Here is an 18,200-nt window from a genome sequence, read left to right as displayed (position 1 = left end):
GCATGAGCACCACACGCATGACCGCCCACGTCCACGGCCACGTTCAAGGGGTTGGATTCCGTTGGTGGACCCGCTCCCGCGCCCTCGAGCTCGGGCTTGCTGGTTACGCGAAGAACCTTGCCGACGGTCGCGTTGAAGTTGTGGCTGAAGGTGAGGAAGCGGACGTCGAGAAGCTGCGGAAGCTCCTGGAGGAGCAGCCGAGCAGCGCCGGCCGGCCGGGCAGGGTCGAACATGTGCAGGCGCAGTTCGGCGAGCCGAAGGGCGCGCAGGGTTTCGAGGAGCGTTAATGGACGCCCAAGCGTTTAAGGACGCGATGAGCCAGTTGGCGGCGGCAGTGACGGTGGTGACGACGGGCACTGCGGACGCACCGCACGGCACGACGGTGAGCGCGTTCATGTCGCTTTCGCTCGAACCCCCGATGGTGCTGGTGTCGCTGGACCAGCGGTCGTCGTTGCTCGCGCAGCTGGAGGTCGGCTCGCCGATTGGCGTGAACGTGCTTTCTACTGAGCAGGGCGGGCTGGCGCGGTCCTTTGCCACCCGCGGAATTGACCGCTTCGCGGGTGTTGATTGGTGCATGGCTGACGGCGCGCCCAAGCTGGACGGCAACCACACGTGGGTGGCGGGCACGGTTGCGCGCATGATCGAAGCGGGCGACCACGTGCTCGTGCTGGTCGATGTCTGCTGCGCAGAGGTGAACTCCAACCAGCCGCTGCTGTACTGGCAGCGCGAGTTTGGCACTCACGGCTCCCTCGATGCTGTGCGTGGCCGTGCACACGAGGTCGAGGTTGAGCCCAAGCCGGTGGCGGAGAGCTAGCGCCTAGGGCCCTGCCTTTATCGGCCCCGGGCCCCGCCCAGTCCCGGCGAAAGAATCGGATGATTTCTTCGCCGCGCCCCTAAAAGACCAGGTGGCGGCAAGCTCGCGACGATTCTTTCGCCGGAGGTGGGTGAGCCGGCGGTGGGACGGGCACGTAGGTCTAGCCGACGATCCGGGCCAGCACCTCAGCCAGCTTCGAGTTATCGCCGGTGTCCTGGCTGTGGAAGCGGGCTGCGATGAACGCGTCGCGAAGCTCTGGGGCGAGAAACTTCGCCGGATCCAACGTGAAGCCAACTTCGCCTACGAGCTGAGCGAAGAACACCACTTGAGTCCGAGTATTGCCCTCCCGGAACGGGTGGATGACGTTGATCTCTCCCCAGATTTCCGCGAGTTCGGTCACGAATTCCTCCTGAGGGAGACCTTGCAGCAGGTGCTTCTTTGCTAAACGACGGAACTGGGTTTCCGCCGCTTCCGTCATGACCGGGCCCGCCGGATAGTACGCGTGACCGCCCTTGGTCATCCACCTGTCGGTGGGCGCGACGCGTTCCTCACCGGCCCACTCGTACACGTCTTGGAAGATGTGGCGGTGAATTGCCTTGAAGTGGGTGTAGTCGAAGTGTCCTTGCATGGGGTTGGCAGCGAGTTCGTCCAAACGCACCGCAGCGACGGAAGTTTCAATCTCAGTAAGGAGATCAGGATCTGACACTCCGAACGGTTCGTCTTCGCTGACCAGCAAATTGCGGAGAACGCGCGTCCCGGGGATGTAGTAATCGTCCCACACTCGGAACCGCGGCTTCTGCTGCGCCATTAGGATTCGTACAACTCGCGAATCCGGCGAACCGCCTCGTCTGCATCGATCGCGCCAGCGATGACCAAACCACGTATCCGATTTACTTCAGGGTTGGTTACGGAATGGCCGGCGGCAGCGAGTACACCGTCGGTAGAGCGAAAGCGCTCTTCAAGATCCGGCGATTGCCCAACTATCTGCGTCATCTTCGCCCCCTTACTCGTCAGCCAAGCTTACCGGCTTGCTGTCGTCGAGTGAAGGCCTGTCCGGGCCCGAGATAGTGGCTGGATCCGCGGTTTCGTGCAGTGAGGGCGCTAAACTCCAAACAATGCACCTGAAATCGTTGACACTCAAGGGCTTCAAGTCCTTCGCGTCAGCGACCACGATGAAGTTCGAGCCAGGCATCTGCGCCGTCGTGGGCCCGAACGGGTCGGGCAAATCGAACGTCGTGGACGCGCTTGCGTGGGTGATGGGTGAGCAGGGCGCGAAGAACCTGCGCGGCGGCTCCATGCAGGATGTGATTTTCGCGGGTGCCGGCGACAGAAAGCCCCTGGGCCGCGCCGAGGTCACCCTGACATTCGACAATTCGGACGGACGGCTACCCATCGGGTTCAGCGAGGTAGCCATCACCCGGCGCATGTTCCGCGACGGCGCGAGCGAATACGAGATCAACGGTGCCAAAGCCCGCCTGATGGACGTGCAAGAGCTGTTGAGCGATTCCGGTATTGGCCGCGAAATGCACATCATCGTCGGCCAAGGCAAGCTCGCCGAGATCTTGGAATCCAGACCGGAAGAGCGCCGCGCCTACATCGAAGAGGCTGCGGGCGTACTCAAACACCGCCGTCGAAAAGAAAAAGCCCAGCGCAAACTCACGGGCATGCAAGCTAACCTGGACCGCCTCACCGACCTCACCGAGGAGCTGGGCAAGCAGCTCAAGCCGCTGGCCCGGCAGGCAGAGGCCGCGAAGCGCGCGGCCACAGTGCAATCCACGTTGCGCGACGCGCGCATGCGCCTTGCTGGGCACGAGGTGGTGAGCCTGAGGGCCGCGCTTATCGACGCTTCCCGGCACACCGACATCCTCCAAGAGCAGGTGGAGATTGCGGCTGAGGCGCTGGAGGAGGCAACCGCCCACCTCGAGGACACCGAGGTAGCACAGGCGCAGTTGCAGCCCAAAGCCGAGGAAGCGCAGCAGCTGTGGTTCACGCTGTCCACGTTGGCGGAGCGCGCGAATGCCACGGTGCGCATCGCCACCGAGCGGGTCCGCAATGCTGGTGCTGTCGCGCCGTACATGGGGCAGGATCCGGAAGAGCTTTTGAGCAGGGCAGCCTCCGCGGACCGGCAGCACGCGGAGGCCACGGAGGCGGCCGAGGCCGCCAAGCGCCATCTCCAGGCGGTTCGCGGTAGTGTTGCCTCCGCGCAACGCGCCTTCGAGCAGGCTGACAAGGAGCACCGGGCAAAGCTGCGTGCGATCGCGGACCGCCGCGAGGGCGTGGTCCGCCTCCTTGCGCAGGAAGAATCACTCGCCGCCGCCGTCGCCGCGGCAGAGGATGAAGTCGGACGCGTCGCAGAAACTCTGGAGGAGACGCGGGAGCGAGCGGCTGCAGCGGGCCGGGAGGCCGAAGAGGCTGCTGCGGCGTTGGCTGAGGTGGCGTCGGCACGCGAGCCCCTGGTAGAGGCCCATGATCGGGCACGCGCGGAAGCAGCCGCCGCGGAGCAGCGCCTCAGCGAACTGCGGGAGGCGCAGCGCGAGCGGGAGCGCGCCGTGTTCACGCTGGAATCACGCATCGCCACCCTGCAGGAACAGGCTCCACGTGTGCCCGCCCGCGATGTGCTGGGTGATGACGCTAAGGCATTGGCCGGGCTTATGGACATTGAGGCCGGTTTCGATGTTGCGGTGGCCGCGGCGCTGGGCCCGTTCGCGGACTCGCTGGTGGCCGGGTTTGAGGAGAGCACGCTGGAGGCGCTTGCAGATGCGCAGCGCGCCATCGTCGTCGAGGCGCGGGGCGGAACCGAGTGGCGCCTGGAGACAGGCGCGAAGGTGGATTGGTTGCTGGACCACATCCGCCTGCACGCCACCGTGGCAGGCCCCGTGACCCGCCTGCTCGTGGACGTTGCTGTGGCGGATTCGTTCCAGCACGCGCGCGCCGTGGTGGAGCACGACCCGCGGTTGCGCGCGGTGACCCGGGGCGGCACGCTTGTCGGCGAGGGCTGGGTTGCAGCCGGCACCACGCGCGCCACCTCTGTCGAGGTCGGTGCCCAAATCGACGCAGCCGCCAGCGAGCTCGAGCGTGCTCGTGAGCAGCTGGAGGAACTTGCCGGCACCCTGCAGGGCGCTGCCGAGGCCGCGGACGATGCCCGCGTGGCCGCCGCCAGCGCCACTGCAGCGCTGCGCGACCACGACCGCACTGTGGAGGCACTTACACGCGACCACACCCGGCTGACCTCGGAACTTCAGCGCGCGGACAACGAACTGAAGAAGGCGGCCGCGCGGGTGGGAGATGCTGAGGCGCGGGCGGGGGAGCGCAGCCAAGCATTAGCTGAAACCCGAGACCGCTTGGCGCGAGTGGAGGCGGACCCGGATCCGGACGATGAGCCTTCGGCGGAGCTGCGGGACGAAGCGCAGGAAGCTCTGGCCGAGGTCCGAGCCGCGGAAGTGGAGGCAGTGCTGGAGGAACGCACCGCACGCGATGCGGCGGCGCAGACGGCGGGGCGCGGGGACGCGCTGCGTAGGCAAGCAGAGCACGAGCGGCAGGCGAAAGCGCGCCACGACGCGGCGGCGGCGCGCAGGCGGGCAGAGGTGGCGCTTGCGGAAGTGGTTGCGCAGCGCGCGCAGGAGCTCACCGAGCGTATCGACGGCGCCTTGACCCGCGCCGCAGCAGAACGCGATGCGTTGAGCGGGGAGCTTGCCCGGCTGCGCACTACACAGCAGGCGGCGCGCAGCGCGGTGCAGAGCGCACGGCAGCACCTTGCACGGGTGCAGGACTCCGCGCACGCCGCCGACATCGCCCGCTCCCAGGCGCAGGTGCGTATCGACGAAGCCGAGGCGAAAGTCACCGAGTCCTTGGGCCTTGCGGTGGCGGACCTGATTGCGCAGTACACGCCGGAAGTGGATTTTGACGTGGATGCCGAACGCGCCCGTCTTGCCCAGGCGGAGAAGGACCTGCGAGCCTTAGGCAAAGTGAATCCGCTTGCGCTGGAGGAGTTCAAGGCGCTGGAAGAGCGGTACTCGTTCCTCTCCACGCAGCTCGACGACGTGATTCAGGCGCGCAAGGACCTGACCGGGGTGATTGAGGAGGTAGACGCGCAGATTCTGCAGCTGTTCACCGATGCGTGGGTGGACGTGGAGCGGGAGTTTCCCAACGTGTTCGCCACGCTGTTCCCCGGCGGCGATGCCAGGCTTATCCTCACCGAGCCGGACGACATGCTTACCACAGGCATCGAGGTGGAGGCGCGCCCGCCGGGGAAGAAGGTCAAGCGCTTATCGCTGCTTTCCGGTGGCGAGAAGTCCTTGACGGCACTCGCGTTTCTCGTGGCAATCTTCCGCGCACGCCCGAGCCCGTTCTACGTGCTCGATGAGGTGGAGGCAGCGCTTGACGACGTTAACTTGCGCCGCCTGATTGCCCTTTTGGAAGAGCTACGGCAGGATTCGCAGCTCATTGTGATTACGCACCAGAAGCCGACCATGGATGTTGCCAACGTGCTCTACGGCGTGACCATGCGCGGGGACGGTGTGACCCGCGTGCTTTCCCAGCGCATGCAGCCCGCGGCCACGGGCGCAGCGGATGGCGCTGCCGCGAGCGGGGCGGATCCGGGCGGAGAGGCTGCTGACGGAGAAGCTGCGGCGGCGGTGGCGGGCGAAGTTACTCCGCGCGGGTGAGCTTGAGCGCGCCGCGGGGGCTGGCAACGTAGGCGGTGTCCGAACCGTCCTTGTATATCCCGGTGGCGATGTGGAAGATGCTTCCCACGGAGGTCTCGTAGGAGTTGGCGTCGTGACCACGGCCGCGTCCGAACTGGCACACCATCTTGGTCACGGGCAAGTTGTACGTGGCGAGGCGGCCAGTCACGGCATCGGTGTAGACGAAGACACCGAACCCATTGCACGGTGCGCCTGCGACGCGGTAGCCCTCCACCGCCGGGCCTTTAGCCGGCTGGTGCGTTTCTGCCTCGAACCAGATCGGCTGCTTGGCAAAGGCCGGCTCGGTGAGCCACTTCGATGCGTAGAAATCTGCCAACTCGCTCTCGGTTGCCCGCTTCGCGCTGGGCGGCATCTGCACGCGCATCTTGTGGAAATCGACCACGTCTTGTTTGCGGGTGGTGGGTTTCGTGAGCTTCAACGCGCGCTTCCCGCCCGCGATATAGGCGGTGGTGATTTCGCCGTCAGTCGGCTCAACATAGAACCCTTCCGCCACCGCAAACACTTCCCACATGTTGGTTTCATACTCTGTAGCACCCGAGCAGTACATCTCCGTGGCCGCGACAGGGACGAAGATGAACGTTTCGTCGTACGCGCTGGGCACGATGGCAACGCCGAATCCGTTGCATTCGCCGCCGGTGAGGAAGTAGCTGTCACCACTGAGCCGGAAGCCGATTCTGGAGCCTTCGAAGTCTGGCACCGGCAGCCACTCCGAGCTCAAGATCTCAATAACCTGTTCCGGAGTCGCGGCAACTGCAGTCGAGGGCAGTTGGCGGAGCAGCGGGTTTGCGCCCGGCTGCGGGTAGTAACGGTTGCTGGAACCGGAACTTCCCGGGTACGCGCTGCCGGGGTAGGAGCTGCCCGGGTACGCGCTACCGGGGTAAGAGCTGCCGAGGTACGCGCTACCGGGGTACGCGCTACCGGGGTAAGAGCTGCCGAGGTACGCACTGCTGGGGTAGGAGCTGCCGGGGTGCGATGAGGAGAAGCCGAGCCCGAAACCCAAAGTTGCGGCAAGGGCTACAAGAACTGCGACGATCGCTTGAATTGGAGGCACGGGCATGGCGCGGGGACCTTTCAGACCGAGGGCTTTGCTTCTTACATCGTCTAGCCGGTCGCCGGCGTTTCTGCCAGGCGTGGCGCAGTGCTGGCACACTGGGATGCATGACGACGAACACCATCATCTGGATCGTGGTTGCGGTCATTGTTATCGCGCTGATCATCATTGGCGTGATCGTGGCTGGCAACCAGCGCAAGAAGTCCAAGACCGTCTCTTTTGAGAAGCCGATTGAGACGGAAGAGCCGAAGCAGCTGACCCAGCAGGAAAAGTCCGGCAACTACCAAGCCAAGGGCGGTTTCAATTTCGCGCAGGCGGATGCGCAGCCGAAGCAGCCTGAGCCGGTGCGCCGAAGCACCCCGCGCAGCGGCGACTCGGTAAAGCCGGCGGCGACCGGCGCTGCGGCAGCGACCGGTGCGGCGACCGGCGCTGCCGGGGCTGCACCGATTACGAACGAGGACGTGCAGGAGGCCATCCGCCAGGAGCCGCCGAAGCCGTTCCCGCAGGCGGATGCGCCGAAGCCTGCAGCCGCTGAGCCGCAGGCACCGAAGGTCGCAGCTGCTGAGCCGCAGGCGCCGATGGCTGAGGCTCCAGAGGTGCCGGCAGTGGCGCCGGATGATCCGATCGTCGAAAAGCAGGAAGCTCCGGAGGACATTGCGCTGACGCACGAGGCTGCGGATGCGGTGGAGGAACTCAACGCGGATGACGTGCCGGCTGCGGAGGAAGTTGTACCCGAGCCTGCGCCGGTGATTGAAAACCTTTCCCCGGAGGGCCAAGACATTGTCGAGGGCGCGATTGAGGACGAGCTCGCGGCCGAGGCCGAGGAACTGCCCGTTGGCGATGGTGTTGTTGCTGAGGAGCGGGTCCGCGAGGAGGCTGAGGAAGCCGCATCCATCGCTGCGGTAACCGCGGAGGTTGCGGAGGAAGCGCGCCAGGACGGCGCGGTCGTGTCCGAGGACGCCATTGTCACCGAGGGGACTCAGACCGCGGCGGTGCAGGCGGAGATCGATGAGATCGCGCCGGCTGCCGGGCGAATTGGCAAGCTGCGCGGCCGCCTCTCCCGTTCCCAGAACGCTATCGGCCAGGGTCTGCTGGGCATTCTCACCGCGGGTGATCTGGATGAGGATGCGTGGGAGGAGATCGAGGACACGCTGATCATGGCGGACCTCGGCGCGGAGCTGACCATGAAGGTGGTGGACAGTCTGCGCGAGAAGATCGCGGAGCGCGGTGTCTCCAGCGAGGCTGAGGCGCGCGCGATGCTGCGCGAGACCCTCATCGAGGCTGGGCGGCCGGAGATGGATCGCTCTATCAAGGCCATGCCGAATGACGGCAAGTCGGCCGTGATCCTGGTCGTGGGCGTGAACGGCACGGGCAAGACCACCACCACGGGCAAGCTGGCGCGTGTGCTGGTGTCCATGGGCCACACCGTGGTGTTGGGTGCCGCGGATACGTTCCGTGCAGCGGCGGCGGATCAGCTTGAGACGTGGGGCCGCCGCGTCGGCGCGTCTACGGTGCGCGGCAAGGAAGGCGCGGACCCGGCATCCGTGGCGTTCGACGCCGTGGCAACCGGTGTGGAGCAGGGCGCGGACGTGGTGCTGGTGGATACCGCCGGGCGCCTGCACACCTCCACCGGCCTGATGGATCAGCTGGGCAAGGTCAAGCGCGTGGTGGAGAAGAAGAGCCACGTCGATGAAGTGCTGCTGGTGCTGGATGCGACGGTGGGGCAGAACGGCATCACCCAGGCCCGCGTGTTCCGCGACGTTGTGGACATCACCGGCGTGGTGCTGACCAAGCTGGACGGCACCGCGAAGGGCGGCATCGTGTTCCAGGTGCAGGAAGAGCTGGGTGTGCCGGTGAAGCTGGTTGGCCTCGGCGAGGGTGCGGATGATCTGGCACCGTTCGAGGTAGAGAGCTTCGTGGACGCGCTGCTGGGCTAAGCGCTTCGAAGCCGGAAGCCTCCGGCAATGCAAGAGGGCGTGGGGTTGCACCCGCGCCCTTTCTCTTTCCCACACCGGGGCCGTGTCCGCGGGTTACAGCCCGTACAAGGTCAAGCGCTAGGCTGGGGCGAGTTGCTTGACGACGAATTTTTTCTAGCCCACTAACTTCTAGGAGTGCTCGACGTGTTTGAGTCTTTGTCCGACCGCCTGCAATCGGCCCTTGGTGGCCTGCGAGGAAAAGGCAAGCTCACCGAGGCAGACATCAACGCTACCGCGCGCGAAATCCGTATCGCACTGCTGGAGGCGGATGTCTCGCTCCCCGTCGTCCGTACGTTTATCAAGCGCGTCAAGGAGCGTGCGCTGGGGGCCGATGTCTCCGAGGCGCTGAACCCGGCGCAGCAGGTTATCAAGATCGTCGACGAGGAGCTGACCAACATCCTCGGCGGCGAGACCCGCCGCCTGAACATGGCGAAGAACCCGCCGACGGTGATTATGCTCGCCGGTCTGCAGGGTGCTGGTAAGACCACGCTTGCCGGCAAGTTGGCGAAGTACCTGGCCAAGCAGGGGCACACCCCGCTGCTGGTGGCGTGTGACTTGCAGCGCCCGGGCGCGGTGCAGCAGCTGCAGATCGTGGGTGAGCGGGCTGGCGTGCAGACGTTCGCGCCGGACCCGGGCACGTCGCTTGACACCCACGCGCACGACATGGGTACTTCCCACGGCGACCCGGTGGCTGTGGCGCAGGACGGTGTCGCGTACGCGCGGCAGCAGAAGCACGATGTGGTGATCATCGATACCGCCGGTCGCCTGGGTATTGATGAGACGTTGATGACTCAGGCCCGCAACATCCGTGACGCGGTGAACCCGGACGAAGTCCTCTTTGTCATCGATGCCATGATCGGTCAGGATGCCGTGACCACGGCGCAGGCCTTCGCCGACGGCGTGGACTTCACAGGTGTTGTCTTGACCAAGCTGGATGGTGACGCACGTGGTGGTGCAGCTCTGTCCATCCGTGAGGTGACCGGTAAGCCGATCCTGTTCGCCTCCACCGGTGAGAAGCTAGAAGACTTCGACGTCTTCCACCCGGACCGCATGGCCAGCCGCATTCTGGGCATGGGCGACCTGCTCTCCCTGATTGAGCAGGCAGAGCAGACCTTCAACGAGCAGGACGCGGAAGCGGCCGCAGGCAAGCTCGCGTCTGGCGAATTGACGCTGGAGGACTTCCTGGACCAGCTGCTGATGATCCGCCGCATGGGTCCGATCGGCAACCTGCTCAAGATGATGCCGGGCGGCAAGGCCATGAATGAGATGGCGGACATGGTGGATGAGAAGCAGCTGGATCGTATCCAGGCCATCATCCGCGGTATGACGCCGGAGGAGCGCGCGGATCCGAAGATCCTGAATGCCTCGCGCCGCAAGCGTATTGCCAACGGTTCCGGTGTAACCGTTGCTGAGGTGAACCAGCTGGTGGAGCGTTTCTTCGAGGCGAAGAAGATGATGAGCCAGATGGCAAACCAGTTTGGCCTGCCGGGCATGCCTGGTATGGGCGGGCGTTCGGCGACGAAGAAGAAGCCGAAGGGCCGCAAGGGCAAGAACGGCAAGCGCAAGCCGCCGAAGCGTCAAGGTGGCGGCATGCCGCAGATGCCGGGTGGTATGCCGGGCATGCCCGGTGGAATGCCAGGGATGCCGGGTATGCCCGGAATGCCAGGTGGCATGCCGGACATGAAAGAGCTGGAGAAACTCCAGGAACAGCTCCCTGCCGGCATGCAGGGGCTGGATTTGAACAACCTGGACTTCAATGAGGCGATGAAGCGGATGGGCAAGCGCCGCTAAGGCGTGTACACCACGGCGAGCTGGTCGAATACTTTCACCAGCTCGCCCCATAGCAGTGGGGTGAGGCTGCGCGCGTAGGCGTTGGAGATGTGGTTCTGGTCGCGGTACACGTACACGTTGCCGATTTGCGGGGGGCACGTGTCGCCGGGGCAGTACCAGCCTGCAGTATCCACGCTGAACAAGTTGTTCATGCCGTCCAGGTAGCCGGCAGCCGGGTCCGGTTCCGGGTAGGCCTTGGCGGCGGGCATGGAGCAGCTTTCCTCGGTGCCGCCTGCGACGATGCACACGTTAGGGTCCATCGGGTTGCCAAACGGGTCGAAGAACCACGGGTTATCGCGCAGGCCCAGGAAAGGGATCCCTTGGTCGGCGAAGTTCGCCCACAAATTGGCGTACGCGTCCGGCACCGCGTCGGCTGCGGAGCCGGCGGCACCTGCGCGCCCACCCGGGCGGGTGGAGGTGGAAATCACCAGATCCGGCTGGATGTCCAGGATCTGCTGATACACCCGCTCGCCCCATTCGGCGCACACTTCGGAGACGATGTCGAAGCGGTCTTCGCCGCCGATGACCAGCGGGCATTCTTGGCGCACGAAAGGGATGACTTTGAATCCGTGCTGCTGGCCCAAGATGTCCAGCGGAATGCCAAACGGCTCGATGTGGGAGCCGCCGACCATCACTACGGTGGTCTCCGCATTGAGGTCGCCGAAGGCGCAGTCGGGGCGCGGCATTTCGTCGGCGGGAGCAGGCAGGAAGATCATGCACTCCTGCAGGCCGATGGGCGGATAGATGCCGCTGATCAGCTGCGGATTCGGCTTGGGCTTGTTCTTGGGCACGTCGGTGCCAAGCAGCGCCATCGCGCCGGGGTATTTGGCCGGGTCAAGCGGTTTGTCCGCCTGGTTGATGCGGTTATCCCACACCGGCTGGATCGCGAGGCCGCAGACAAACAGCGCCGCGACAATCGCACCGCCAACCGCGCGGCCGGCACCGGCCGCAGTACGCAGGGACGCGCGGGCATCCGCAACCGGCGTGTCAAAACTCAACGGGCGCTTCCCGTGCTGGCGCAGCGGCTTCTCCACCAGCGTGTATGTCACGTGGGCGAGCGCAAGCGAGGCGAGGATGACGGCCACGCCCACGGCTGGCGGCGGGGTGGTGAACCCGCCGGATGCGGTGACGATAATCAACAGCGGCCAGTGCCAGAGGTACAGCGGGTAGGCCACCGATCCCAGCCACGTCATGGGCTTCGAAGCCAGCACCGTAGACACCGGGTTGGCGTTGCCGGCCAGGATGATCAGGGCTGCGCCGGTAATCGGCAGCAGCGCCAGCGGGCCGGGGAACGCCAGAGAGGTGGGGATGATGATGCCGGTGGCGGTGATCATCACCAGGCCGGTCAGGGACGCGATCCAGGACCCGCGCTGCGGCAGGTACCAATGGGCCGGCACGAACGCGAGCAGTGCGCCGAGTGACAGCTCCCAGGCGCGGGAGAACGTGGAGTAGTAGTTCTGCGGCGTGCCCTCGAAACCGAATCGCGCGGCGTACGCGAACGATGCCACGGTAATGACCGCGAGCACGGCCACCACCAGCCGCTGCGCGCTCTGCTTCGACGTTTTGCTGGTGCTGACGAGCCAGGCAATGAGCGTCGCCAAGCAAATGCCAAAAATGTAGAACTGGCCCTGCACTGACATGGACCACAGATGCTGCAGGGGAGACGTGGTGTCGCTCGCGGCGGCGTAGGCCGCGTCCTGGATCGTGAGCTCCCAGTTCTGGAAGTAGAGCAGGGAAGCGGTGAACTGGCGGGCCAGCCCCTCGTTCATCAGCTCCGGGGTGAGGGCGAGGATGCCAAGCAGCGTGGCAGCCAGCACCACCACAAGCGCAGGAACCAGGCGGCGCACAGTGCGCCAGAACGGCCACCACGGGTTGAGATTGGGAAACGGCCGCATGGCGTAGCGCAGCTGGCCGCCCAAGAAGAAGTAGCCGGAAAGGAAGAGGAACACATCCACACCGCCGGAGACGCGTCCGACGAAGACGTGGAAAATCACCACCAGCGCGATCGCGTAGCCGCGCAGACCGTCCAAGTCCACGCGGTACGCGCTGGCCCCAGACGGGCGCGCGGGCTGGTACGCGCGCGGTGTGGACATGGATAGCTCCCTTTTCAACGATCGACTGACCGAACCTTACCGCCGACCCGCAAAAGAACCGGAATATACCCGGTTTGGGGGTGCGGCGCACGGCAGGTACACTCTTCCAGGTTGATCGGGCTCGCACCCGTGACACGACAATTGCATACCTGCGTACGCGCCGGGCCCGTCCACGGTCGGCCGGCCAGTCACGCGCAGGTAAAACCTAAGGGTTGAACCGGTTCGTCGAAAAGCGGCGAATGCCCGCACTGCCCAGTGACCAGAAGGAATACCAGCATGGCTGTGAAGATCAAGCTCCAGCGCCTTGGCAAGATCCGCAACGCGCAGTACCGCGTTGTTGTTGCTGATGCGCGCACCCGCCGCGATGGCCGCGTCATCGAGAACATCGGCATCTACCACCCGAAGGAAGAGCCGTCGCTCATCCGCATCGACTCTGAGCGCGCTCAGTACTGGCTGGGTGTCGGCGCGCAGCCGACCGAGCCGGTGGAGAAGCTGCTGAAGATCACCGGTGACTGGCAGAAGTTCAAGGGCATCGAGGGCGCCGAGGGCACCCTCAAGGTCGCCGAGGAGAAGCCGTCCAAGCTCGAGCTGTTCAACAAGGCTCTCGAGGAGGCCAACAACGGCCCGACCGCTGAGGCCATCACCGAGAAGCGCCGCAAGGCCAAGGAAGATGCAGAGGCGAAGGCTGCTGCTGAGGCTGAGGCAGCTGCTGCAGCGGAGGCCGCTGAGGCTGAGGCTTCCGAGGAGCCGGCCGCAGAGGCAGAGGCTGAGGAGTCCGCAGAGTAGTCTGCCTTCCCCGTTCCACGTGCCCAGCGTTTGTGCGCTGGGCATTTTTGCTTTTCGACGTTCACTTGACCAGCACCCTCGCTCGCACCCGCAGCGTTGCTGCACGCCGCAGGTCTCGCCGCCGTTCTGGGGCATGTGTTTAGGGGCATGTGTTTAGGGGCATGATTACAGGTCAGAATTGTATTCACGCTGGCGGGCCCATTTGGGCCAAAAATCGCTGACCTGCAGTTATCGATCTAAATACATGCCCCTGAACGTGACCAGGGATTATGCCCCTGAGTGCCGCCGGTCTCTCCGCCGGGTTTGCTCGCCGCCACTGGTAGATTTGACCCGCATGGAGCTGCGCATTGGCAAGGTAGTGAAGTCCCACGGGGTCAAGGGCGAGGTGGCCATCGAGGTGCTCGCCGAAGATGAGGACGTCTACTTTGCGGTAGGAGAGGTCCTGCACGGCCGTCAGACGGGCAAGGAGCGTGACCTCACGGTAAAGTCCGTGCGTCCGCACCAGCAGCGCCTGCTGGTCACATTCGAGGAGATCCCGGACCGCACCGCGGCCGACAGCCTGCGCGGCATGCAGTTCTTCGCCCCGCCGCTGGAGCGCGATGAAGACTCGGACGAGTACTACGACCACGAGCTCATCGGCCTCAAGGTGCGTATGGACGGCGATGAGATCGGCGAGGTCACCGGTGTCATGGACACGCCGAACCGCAAGATCCTCGAGGTTGCGCACGACGGCCGTGAGGTACTCATCCCGTTTGTGCTGGACATCGTGCCCGAGGTTGACCTGGAGGAGGGGTACCTGGAGATCACGCCGCCGCATGGGCTGCTGGATCTGTAGGGCTGCGCTATGAGGATTGACGCGATCACGATCTTCCCCGAGTACCTTGAACCGCTGCGCCACGCGCTGCTGGGCAAAGCGATCGAGCAGGGCATCCTGGAAGTCGGGGTGCACGACCTGCGTGATTGGGCGACGGGGAACCACAAATCCGTCGACGCGCCGCCGCTGGGCGGCGGGCCCGGCATGGTGATGAAGCCGGAGGTCTGGGGCCCCGCGCTTGACGACGTCGCAGCAGGACGCGCAGGCGAGACACTGACCACCGCTGCGGCGCACCGTAACGACAAACTCCGCCACGATGATGTGGCGGCTGTGGCCGCCCGGCCGTACGACGCGGCGGATGTGCAAGAGGGTGAAAACCCCGCGTTGCCGCTGCTCATCGTGCCAACGCCCGCGGGCTCGCCCTTCACGCAAGCGCAGGCGCAGGCATGGTCCCGTGAAGAGCACATCGTTTTCGCCTGCGGGCGCTACGAGGGCATTGACCAGCGGGTGTTCGAAGACGCTTCGCAGCGGTACCGTGTGCGCGAGGTTTCTATCGGGGACTACGTGCTCATCGGCGGGGAAGTGGCGGTGCTTGTCATCGCCGAGGCGGTCACGCGTCTGATCCCCGGAGTGCTCGGCAACACCGAAAGCCACGAGGAAGACAGCTTCTCCGACGGGCTGCTCGAGGGGCCGAGTTACACGAAACCCCGCGTGTGGCGCGGCATCGAGGCACCGGCGGTGCTGACCTCCGGGGACCACGCCAAGGTTGCCGCGTGGCGGCGGGAGCAATCCCTGAAGCGCACGCGCGCGGTGCGCCCGGACCTGCTGGCGCAGACGGAGCTGAGTGAGGAAGACGCATTCATGCTGAATGCCCGTGATGTCACGACAAAGTTGGACGTGATTGTGGATCCCGGGCGGTGGAATTTGAACGTCGAAAAGCGGATGCGGCGCGCGCTGAAGAAGGCCGGGTACGTGGTGGCCTCCGTCGCACTCGGTGAGGAGGGCGGGGATGTCTGCTTCGAGCCGCCGATGCTGGAGCAGCAGTACGAGCTCGAGCACGGGCACCCGCCGCTGCACACCACCCGCAGTCTGACGGTCACGGGGCGCACGGCGCTGCCGCTCGCCCAGGCGACGGTTGCTGTGGCCGCGGCCCTCCCCGAGGGCACCCTCTGGTACGGCACCACAGTAGTATCGCCCGAATGACATCAATCGCAGCCACCATCGCGAAAGAACTGAACGTCAAAGACCATCAGGTTGCACAGGCGCTGACCCTGCTCGCAGAGGGCAACACCGTCCCTTTCATCTCCCGCTACCGCAAGGAAGCTACGGGAGGTTTGGACGATGCTCAGCTGCGCCACATCGAGGAGCGCAACGCCTACCTCGTGGAGCTGGCGGAGCGCAAGGACGCCGTCCTGGCCAGCATTGAGGAGCAGGGCAAGCTTGACGACGGTCTCCGGAGCGACATCCTCGCCGCCGATACCAAGGCGCGGGTTGAGGACCTCTACCTGCCGTTCAAGAAACGCCGCAAGACCAAGGCCGATATCGCGCGAGAGGCGGGGCTCGAGCCGCTGGAGCGCTTGCTCGTGGAGGATCCAGCCGTCGACCCGGAGGCCGCTGCTGCACAGTACGTGACTGAAGGCTTTGCTGACGTAAAAGCGGTGCTCGACGGTGCGCGAGCGATTCTGGTGGACCGGTTTGCCACCGACGCGGACCTTGTGGGCCAGGTGCGAGACCGCGTGTACAAGGAAGGCACGATGCGCGCCGGCGTGGTCGAGGGCAAGGAGGCGGAGGGCGCGAAGTTCGCGGACTACTTCGAATTCTCCGAGCCTTTTGCCACGCTGCCCAGCCACCGCATCTTGGCACTCTTCCGCGGCGAGGCGGAAGGCGTGCTGGCCCTGGATTTCGAGCCGGGGGAAGACGCCGTCTACGAGGGGATGATCTCGCGAGCCTTTGACCTGCCGGACAGCGAGTGGGTGAAGAAGGCGGTGCGCTGGGGCTGGCGCACCAAGCTGCAGGTTTCTGCCAACCTGGATACGCGCGTGCGCCTGAAGGAAAAGGCGGAGGCCGGGGCGCTCGAGGTGTTCAAGACCAACCTGCGCGACGTGTTGCTCGCGGCACCGGCCGGCCAGCGCGCAACGCTGGCGCTGGACCCCGGCTACCGCAACGGCGTGAAGTGTGCGGTGGTGGACGGCACCGGCAAGGTGCTGGACACCACCATCGTGTACCCGCACCAGCCGCAGAACCGCTGGGACGCGGCCCGCGACGCGCTTGCACACCTGGCAGCGCAACACGGTGTGGAGCTGATCGCCGTCGGTAACGGCACTGCGTCGCGCGAGTCGGAGAAGCTTGCGGGCGAGGTGGCGGACCTGATTGCCCAGGCAGGCGGGGCACGTCCCACCCCGGTCGTGGTGTCCGAATCCGGTGCATCCGTGTACTCTGCAAGCGCTATCGCGGCGGAGGAATTCCCGGATATGGATGTGTCGCTTCGCTCCGCGGTGTCCATCGCGCGCCGCTTGCAGGACCCGCTCGCGGAGCTGGTGAAAGTGGACCCGAAGGCGATTGGCGTGGGCCAGTACCAGCACGACGTGAACCAGACGGCGCTCGCCCGCACCCTGGACGCGGTGGTGGAAGATGCCGTGAACTCGGTTGGCGTGGACGTGAACACCGCGTCGGCGCCGCTTTTGGAGCGCGTGGCGGGCCTGTCCGGCACCGTGGCCAAGAACATCGTGGCCTACAGGGACGAGCACGGTTCTTTCTCCACCCGCAAGGAGCTGGGCAAGGTCCCGCGCCTCGGGCCCAAAGCGTTCGAACAGGCCGCGGGCTTCCTGCGCATTCAAGGCGGCGCGAACCCGCTCGACGCGTCCGCGGTGCACCCGGAGGCGTACCCGGTGGTGGAGCGCGTGGCAGCGGCGACGGGCCTGGCAACCGACCAGCTGATCGGCAACACCGCGGTGCTCAGCCGCCTTGCACCTGCGGACTTCGCGGACGAGCACTTCGGCGTGCCGACGGTCACCGACATCCTCGCCGAGCTGGACAAACCCGGCCGCGATCCGCGCCCGGAGTTCAAGACCGCCACGTTCAAGGTAGGCGTGCACGAGGTCAAGGACTTGCAGCCGGGCATGATCTTGGAAGGGACAGTGACCAACGTGGCAGCCTTTGGCGCATTCGTGGATGTGGGCGTGCACCAGGACGGCCTGGTCCATGTCTCCGCGATGTCGAACCGCTTCGTTTCCGACCCGCATGACGTGGTGCGTTCCGGTGATGTGGTGAAAGTCAAGGTCATGGATGTGGACGTTGCCCGCAGCAGGATCGGGCTGAGCCTCCGGCTCGATGACGAACCTGGGCAGTCCGGTAAAGGCCAGCCCGGCAAATGCCAGTCCGGTAAACCGCAACGGGCCCAGAAGCCCCAGCACTCCCAGCAGTCGCGCGGGGAGGGAAAGCGCGGGCGCGGGGGTGATCGTCGTGAAGCGCAAGGCTCCATGGCGGATGCGTTGAAGCGGGCGGGATTTGGTAACTGACCGGCAGATATGTAAGGTTGTCCGGGTTGTTGTACACGACACGAACCAGCCGAGCGCCCGATGGAGGGAAAAGCCGCTAGGGTCCTCTGTCCGTAAACGTAAAGGAACGCTGCCATGAGCAACGGCATCATTGACCTTGTAGACGCAGGCCAGCTGCGCGACGATATCCCTGACTTCCGCCCGGGCGACACCCTTGACGTGCATGTCAAGGTTATTGAGGGCAACGTGACCCGTACCCAGATCTTCACCGGTTTCGTGGTGCGCCGCCAGGGTGCTGGCATCCGTGAGACCTTCACGGTGCGCAAGATCTCCTTCGGCATCGGCGTGGAGCGTACCTTCCCGGTGCACTCCCCGAACATCGAGAAGATCGACGTTGTCCGCCGCGGTAAGGTCCGTCGCGCAAAGCTGTACTACATGCGCGACCTGCGCGGCAAGGCTGCCCGCATCAAGGAGCGCCGCTAATCGCAGACCCCGATTGGGGTCGCACATGCTTCACAGCGTCCCGTTTTCCAGCACAGCTGGGAGGCGGGGCGCTGTTGTTTTCGGGTGGAGGCTGGTGGCGGTGTTACAGTGACTCGCGTGAATCAGCCGAACACTCCTGGGCCCAGCCAGCCC

General features: G+C 65.3%; 14 protein-coding genes. 10 read left to right on the top strand and 4 right to left on the bottom strand.

The annotated features are described in order from the left end of the window. Positions 1-2 precede the first annotated feature (2 nt). Both JZY91_RS07060 and JZY91_RS07055 read left to right on the top strand, forming a co-directional pair. Positions 3-287, top strand: coding sequence for an acylphosphatase (locus tag JZY91_RS07060; protein WP_234947171.1), 285 nt, complete (start codon positions 3-5; stop codon positions 285-287). Next, positions 287-814 (top strand): flavin reductase family protein, encoded by a 528-nt coding sequence (locus JZY91_RS07055; protein WP_234947170.1) that lies wholly within the window; start codon positions 287-289, stop codon positions 812-814. Before JZY91_RS07060 ends, JZY91_RS07055 begins: the two co-directional genes overlap by 1 nt. Positions 815-974: 160 nt before the next feature. Here JZY91_RS07055 and JZY91_RS07050 read toward each other — a convergent pair whose 3' ends face one another. Together JZY91_RS07050 and JZY91_RS07045 are read right to left on the bottom strand one after the other, a co-directional pair. Then, positions 975-1,622, bottom strand: a complete 648-nt coding sequence (locus JZY91_RS07050) for a Fic family protein (RefSeq protein WP_234947169.1) — start codon at positions 1,620-1,622, stop codon at positions 975-977. Beyond that, positions 1,622-1,807 (bottom strand): hypothetical protein, encoded by a 186-nt coding sequence (locus tag JZY91_RS07045; protein WP_234947168.1) that lies wholly within the window; start codon positions 1,805-1,807, stop codon positions 1,622-1,624. The genes JZY91_RS07050 and JZY91_RS07045 overlap by 1 nt, the downstream gene beginning before the upstream one ends. A 122-nt stretch (positions 1,808-1,929) precedes the next feature. On the opposite strand from JZY91_RS07045, the gene smc reads away from it, so the two are divergent. Continuing rightward, positions 1,930-5,478, top strand: coding sequence for a chromosome segregation protein SMC (gene smc / locus JZY91_RS07040; protein WP_234947167.1), 3,549 nt, complete (start codon positions 1,930-1,932; stop codon positions 5,476-5,478). On the opposite strand, the gene JZY91_RS07035 is transcribed toward smc, so the two are convergent. After that, entirely contained in the window at positions 5,462-6,574 is a 1,113-nt protein-coding gene (locus JZY91_RS07035) for a hypothetical protein (protein ID WP_234947166.1), read from the bottom strand. The genes smc and JZY91_RS07035 overlap by 17 nt on opposite strands. Positions 6,575-6,675: 101 nt before the next feature. Between JZY91_RS07035 and ftsY the strand changes: the two genes are divergently transcribed. Further along, the gene (gene ftsY, locus JZY91_RS07030; protein ID WP_234947165.1) at positions 6,676-8,505 is read left to right on the top strand and encodes a signal recognition particle-docking protein FtsY; all 1,830 of its coding nucleotides are present in this window, start codon (positions 6,676-6,678) and stop codon (positions 8,503-8,505) included. 183 nt (positions 8,506-8,688) lie between these two features. Next, entirely contained in the window at positions 8,689-10,335 is a 1,647-nt protein-coding gene (ffh, locus tag JZY91_RS07025; RefSeq protein ID WP_234947164.1) for a signal recognition particle protein, read from the top strand. Here ffh and JZY91_RS07020 read toward each other — a convergent pair. Further along, positions 10,332-12,467 carry an acyltransferase family protein gene (locus tag JZY91_RS07020; protein ID WP_234947163.1) on the bottom strand — a complete coding sequence of 712 codons (2,136 nt, stop codon included), beginning with the start codon at positions 12,465-12,467 and terminating at the stop codon, positions 10,332-10,334. The genes ffh and JZY91_RS07020 overlap by 4 nt on opposite strands. Before the next feature lie 276 nt (positions 12,468-12,743). Here JZY91_RS07020 and rpsP point away from each other — a divergent pair, with 276 nt between their 5' ends. From rpsP to rplS, 5 genes are all read left to right on the top strand, one after another. Beyond that, positions 12,744-13,253, top strand: a complete 510-nt coding sequence (gene rpsP / locus JZY91_RS07015; RefSeq protein ID WP_234947162.1) for a 30S ribosomal protein S16 — start codon at positions 12,744-12,746, stop codon at positions 13,251-13,253. Between the two features lie 334 nt (positions 13,254-13,587). Continuing rightward, positions 13,588-14,088, top strand: coding sequence for a ribosome maturation factor RimM (gene rimM / locus JZY91_RS07010; RefSeq protein ID WP_234947161.1), 501 nt, complete (start codon positions 13,588-13,590; stop codon positions 14,086-14,088). Between the two features lie 9 nt (positions 14,089-14,097). Continuing rightward, entirely contained in the window at positions 14,098-15,270 is a 1,173-nt protein-coding gene (gene trmD, locus JZY91_RS07005; protein ID WP_234947160.1) for a tRNA (guanosine(37)-N1)-methyltransferase TrmD, read from the top strand. Further along, entirely contained in the window at positions 15,267-17,585 is a 2,319-nt protein-coding gene (locus JZY91_RS07000) for a Tex family protein (RefSeq protein ID WP_234947159.1), read from the top strand. Before trmD ends, JZY91_RS07000 begins: the two co-directional genes overlap by 4 nt. Positions 17,586-17,699: 114 nt before the next feature. Further along, positions 17,700-18,047 carry a 50S ribosomal protein L19 gene (gene rplS / locus JZY91_RS06995; protein WP_234947158.1) on the top strand — a complete coding sequence of 116 codons (348 nt, stop codon included), beginning with the start codon at positions 17,700-17,702 and terminating at the stop codon, positions 18,045-18,047. The last annotated feature ends 153 nt before the right edge of the window (positions 18,048-18,200 follow it).

Origin of the sequence: Corynebacterium sp. CNCTC7651 (assembly GCF_021496665.1) — a bacterium.
In the GTDB taxonomy this organism is placed as follows: domain Bacteria; phylum Actinomycetota; class Actinomycetes; order Mycobacteriales; family Mycobacteriaceae; genus Corynebacterium.
The sequence above is the reverse complement of the archived record's forward strand: the minus strand, read 5'-3'. Positions and strand labels throughout refer to the sequence as shown.

Coding starts and splice junctions, on each gene's coding strand:
- JZY91_RS07060 (WP_234947171.1), top strand. CDS start 3: ATGAGCACCACACGCATGACCGCCCACGTCCACGGCCACGTTCAAGGG.
- JZY91_RS07055 (WP_234947170.1), top strand. CDS start 287: ATGGACGCCCAAGCGTTTAAGGACGCGATGAGCCAGTTGGCGGCGGCA.
- JZY91_RS07050 (WP_234947169.1), bottom strand. CDS start 1,622: ATGGCGCAGCAGAAGCCGCGGTTCCGAGTGTGGGACGATTACTACATC.
- JZY91_RS07045 (WP_234947168.1), bottom strand. CDS start 1,807: ATGACGCAGATAGTTGGGCAATCGCCGGATCTTGAAGAGCGCTTTCGC.
- smc (WP_234947167.1), top strand. CDS start 1,930: ATGCACCTGAAATCGTTGACACTCAAGGGCTTCAAGTCCTTCGCGTCA.
- JZY91_RS07035 (WP_234947166.1), bottom strand. CDS start 6,574: ATGCCCGTGCCTCCAATTCAAGCGATCGTCGCAGTTCTTGTAGCCCTT.
- ftsY (WP_234947165.1), top strand. CDS start 6,676: ATGACGACGAACACCATCATCTGGATCGTGGTTGCGGTCATTGTTATC.
- JZY91_RS07020 (WP_234947163.1), bottom strand. CDS start 12,467: ATGTCCACACCGCGCGCGTACCAGCCCGCGCGCCCGTCTGGGGCCAGC.
- rpsP (WP_234947162.1), top strand. CDS start 12,744: ATGGCTGTGAAGATCAAGCTCCAGCGCCTTGGCAAGATCCGCAACGCG.
- rimM (WP_234947161.1), top strand. CDS start 13,588: ATGGAGCTGCGCATTGGCAAGGTAGTGAAGTCCCACGGGGTCAAGGGC.
- trmD (WP_234947160.1), top strand. CDS start 14,098: ATGAGGATTGACGCGATCACGATCTTCCCCGAGTACCTTGAACCGCTG.
- JZY91_RS07000 (WP_234947159.1), top strand. CDS start 15,267: ATGACATCAATCGCAGCCACCATCGCGAAAGAACTGAACGTCAAAGAC.
- rplS (WP_234947158.1), top strand. CDS start 17,700: ATGAGCAACGGCATCATTGACCTTGTAGACGCAGGCCAGCTGCGCGAC.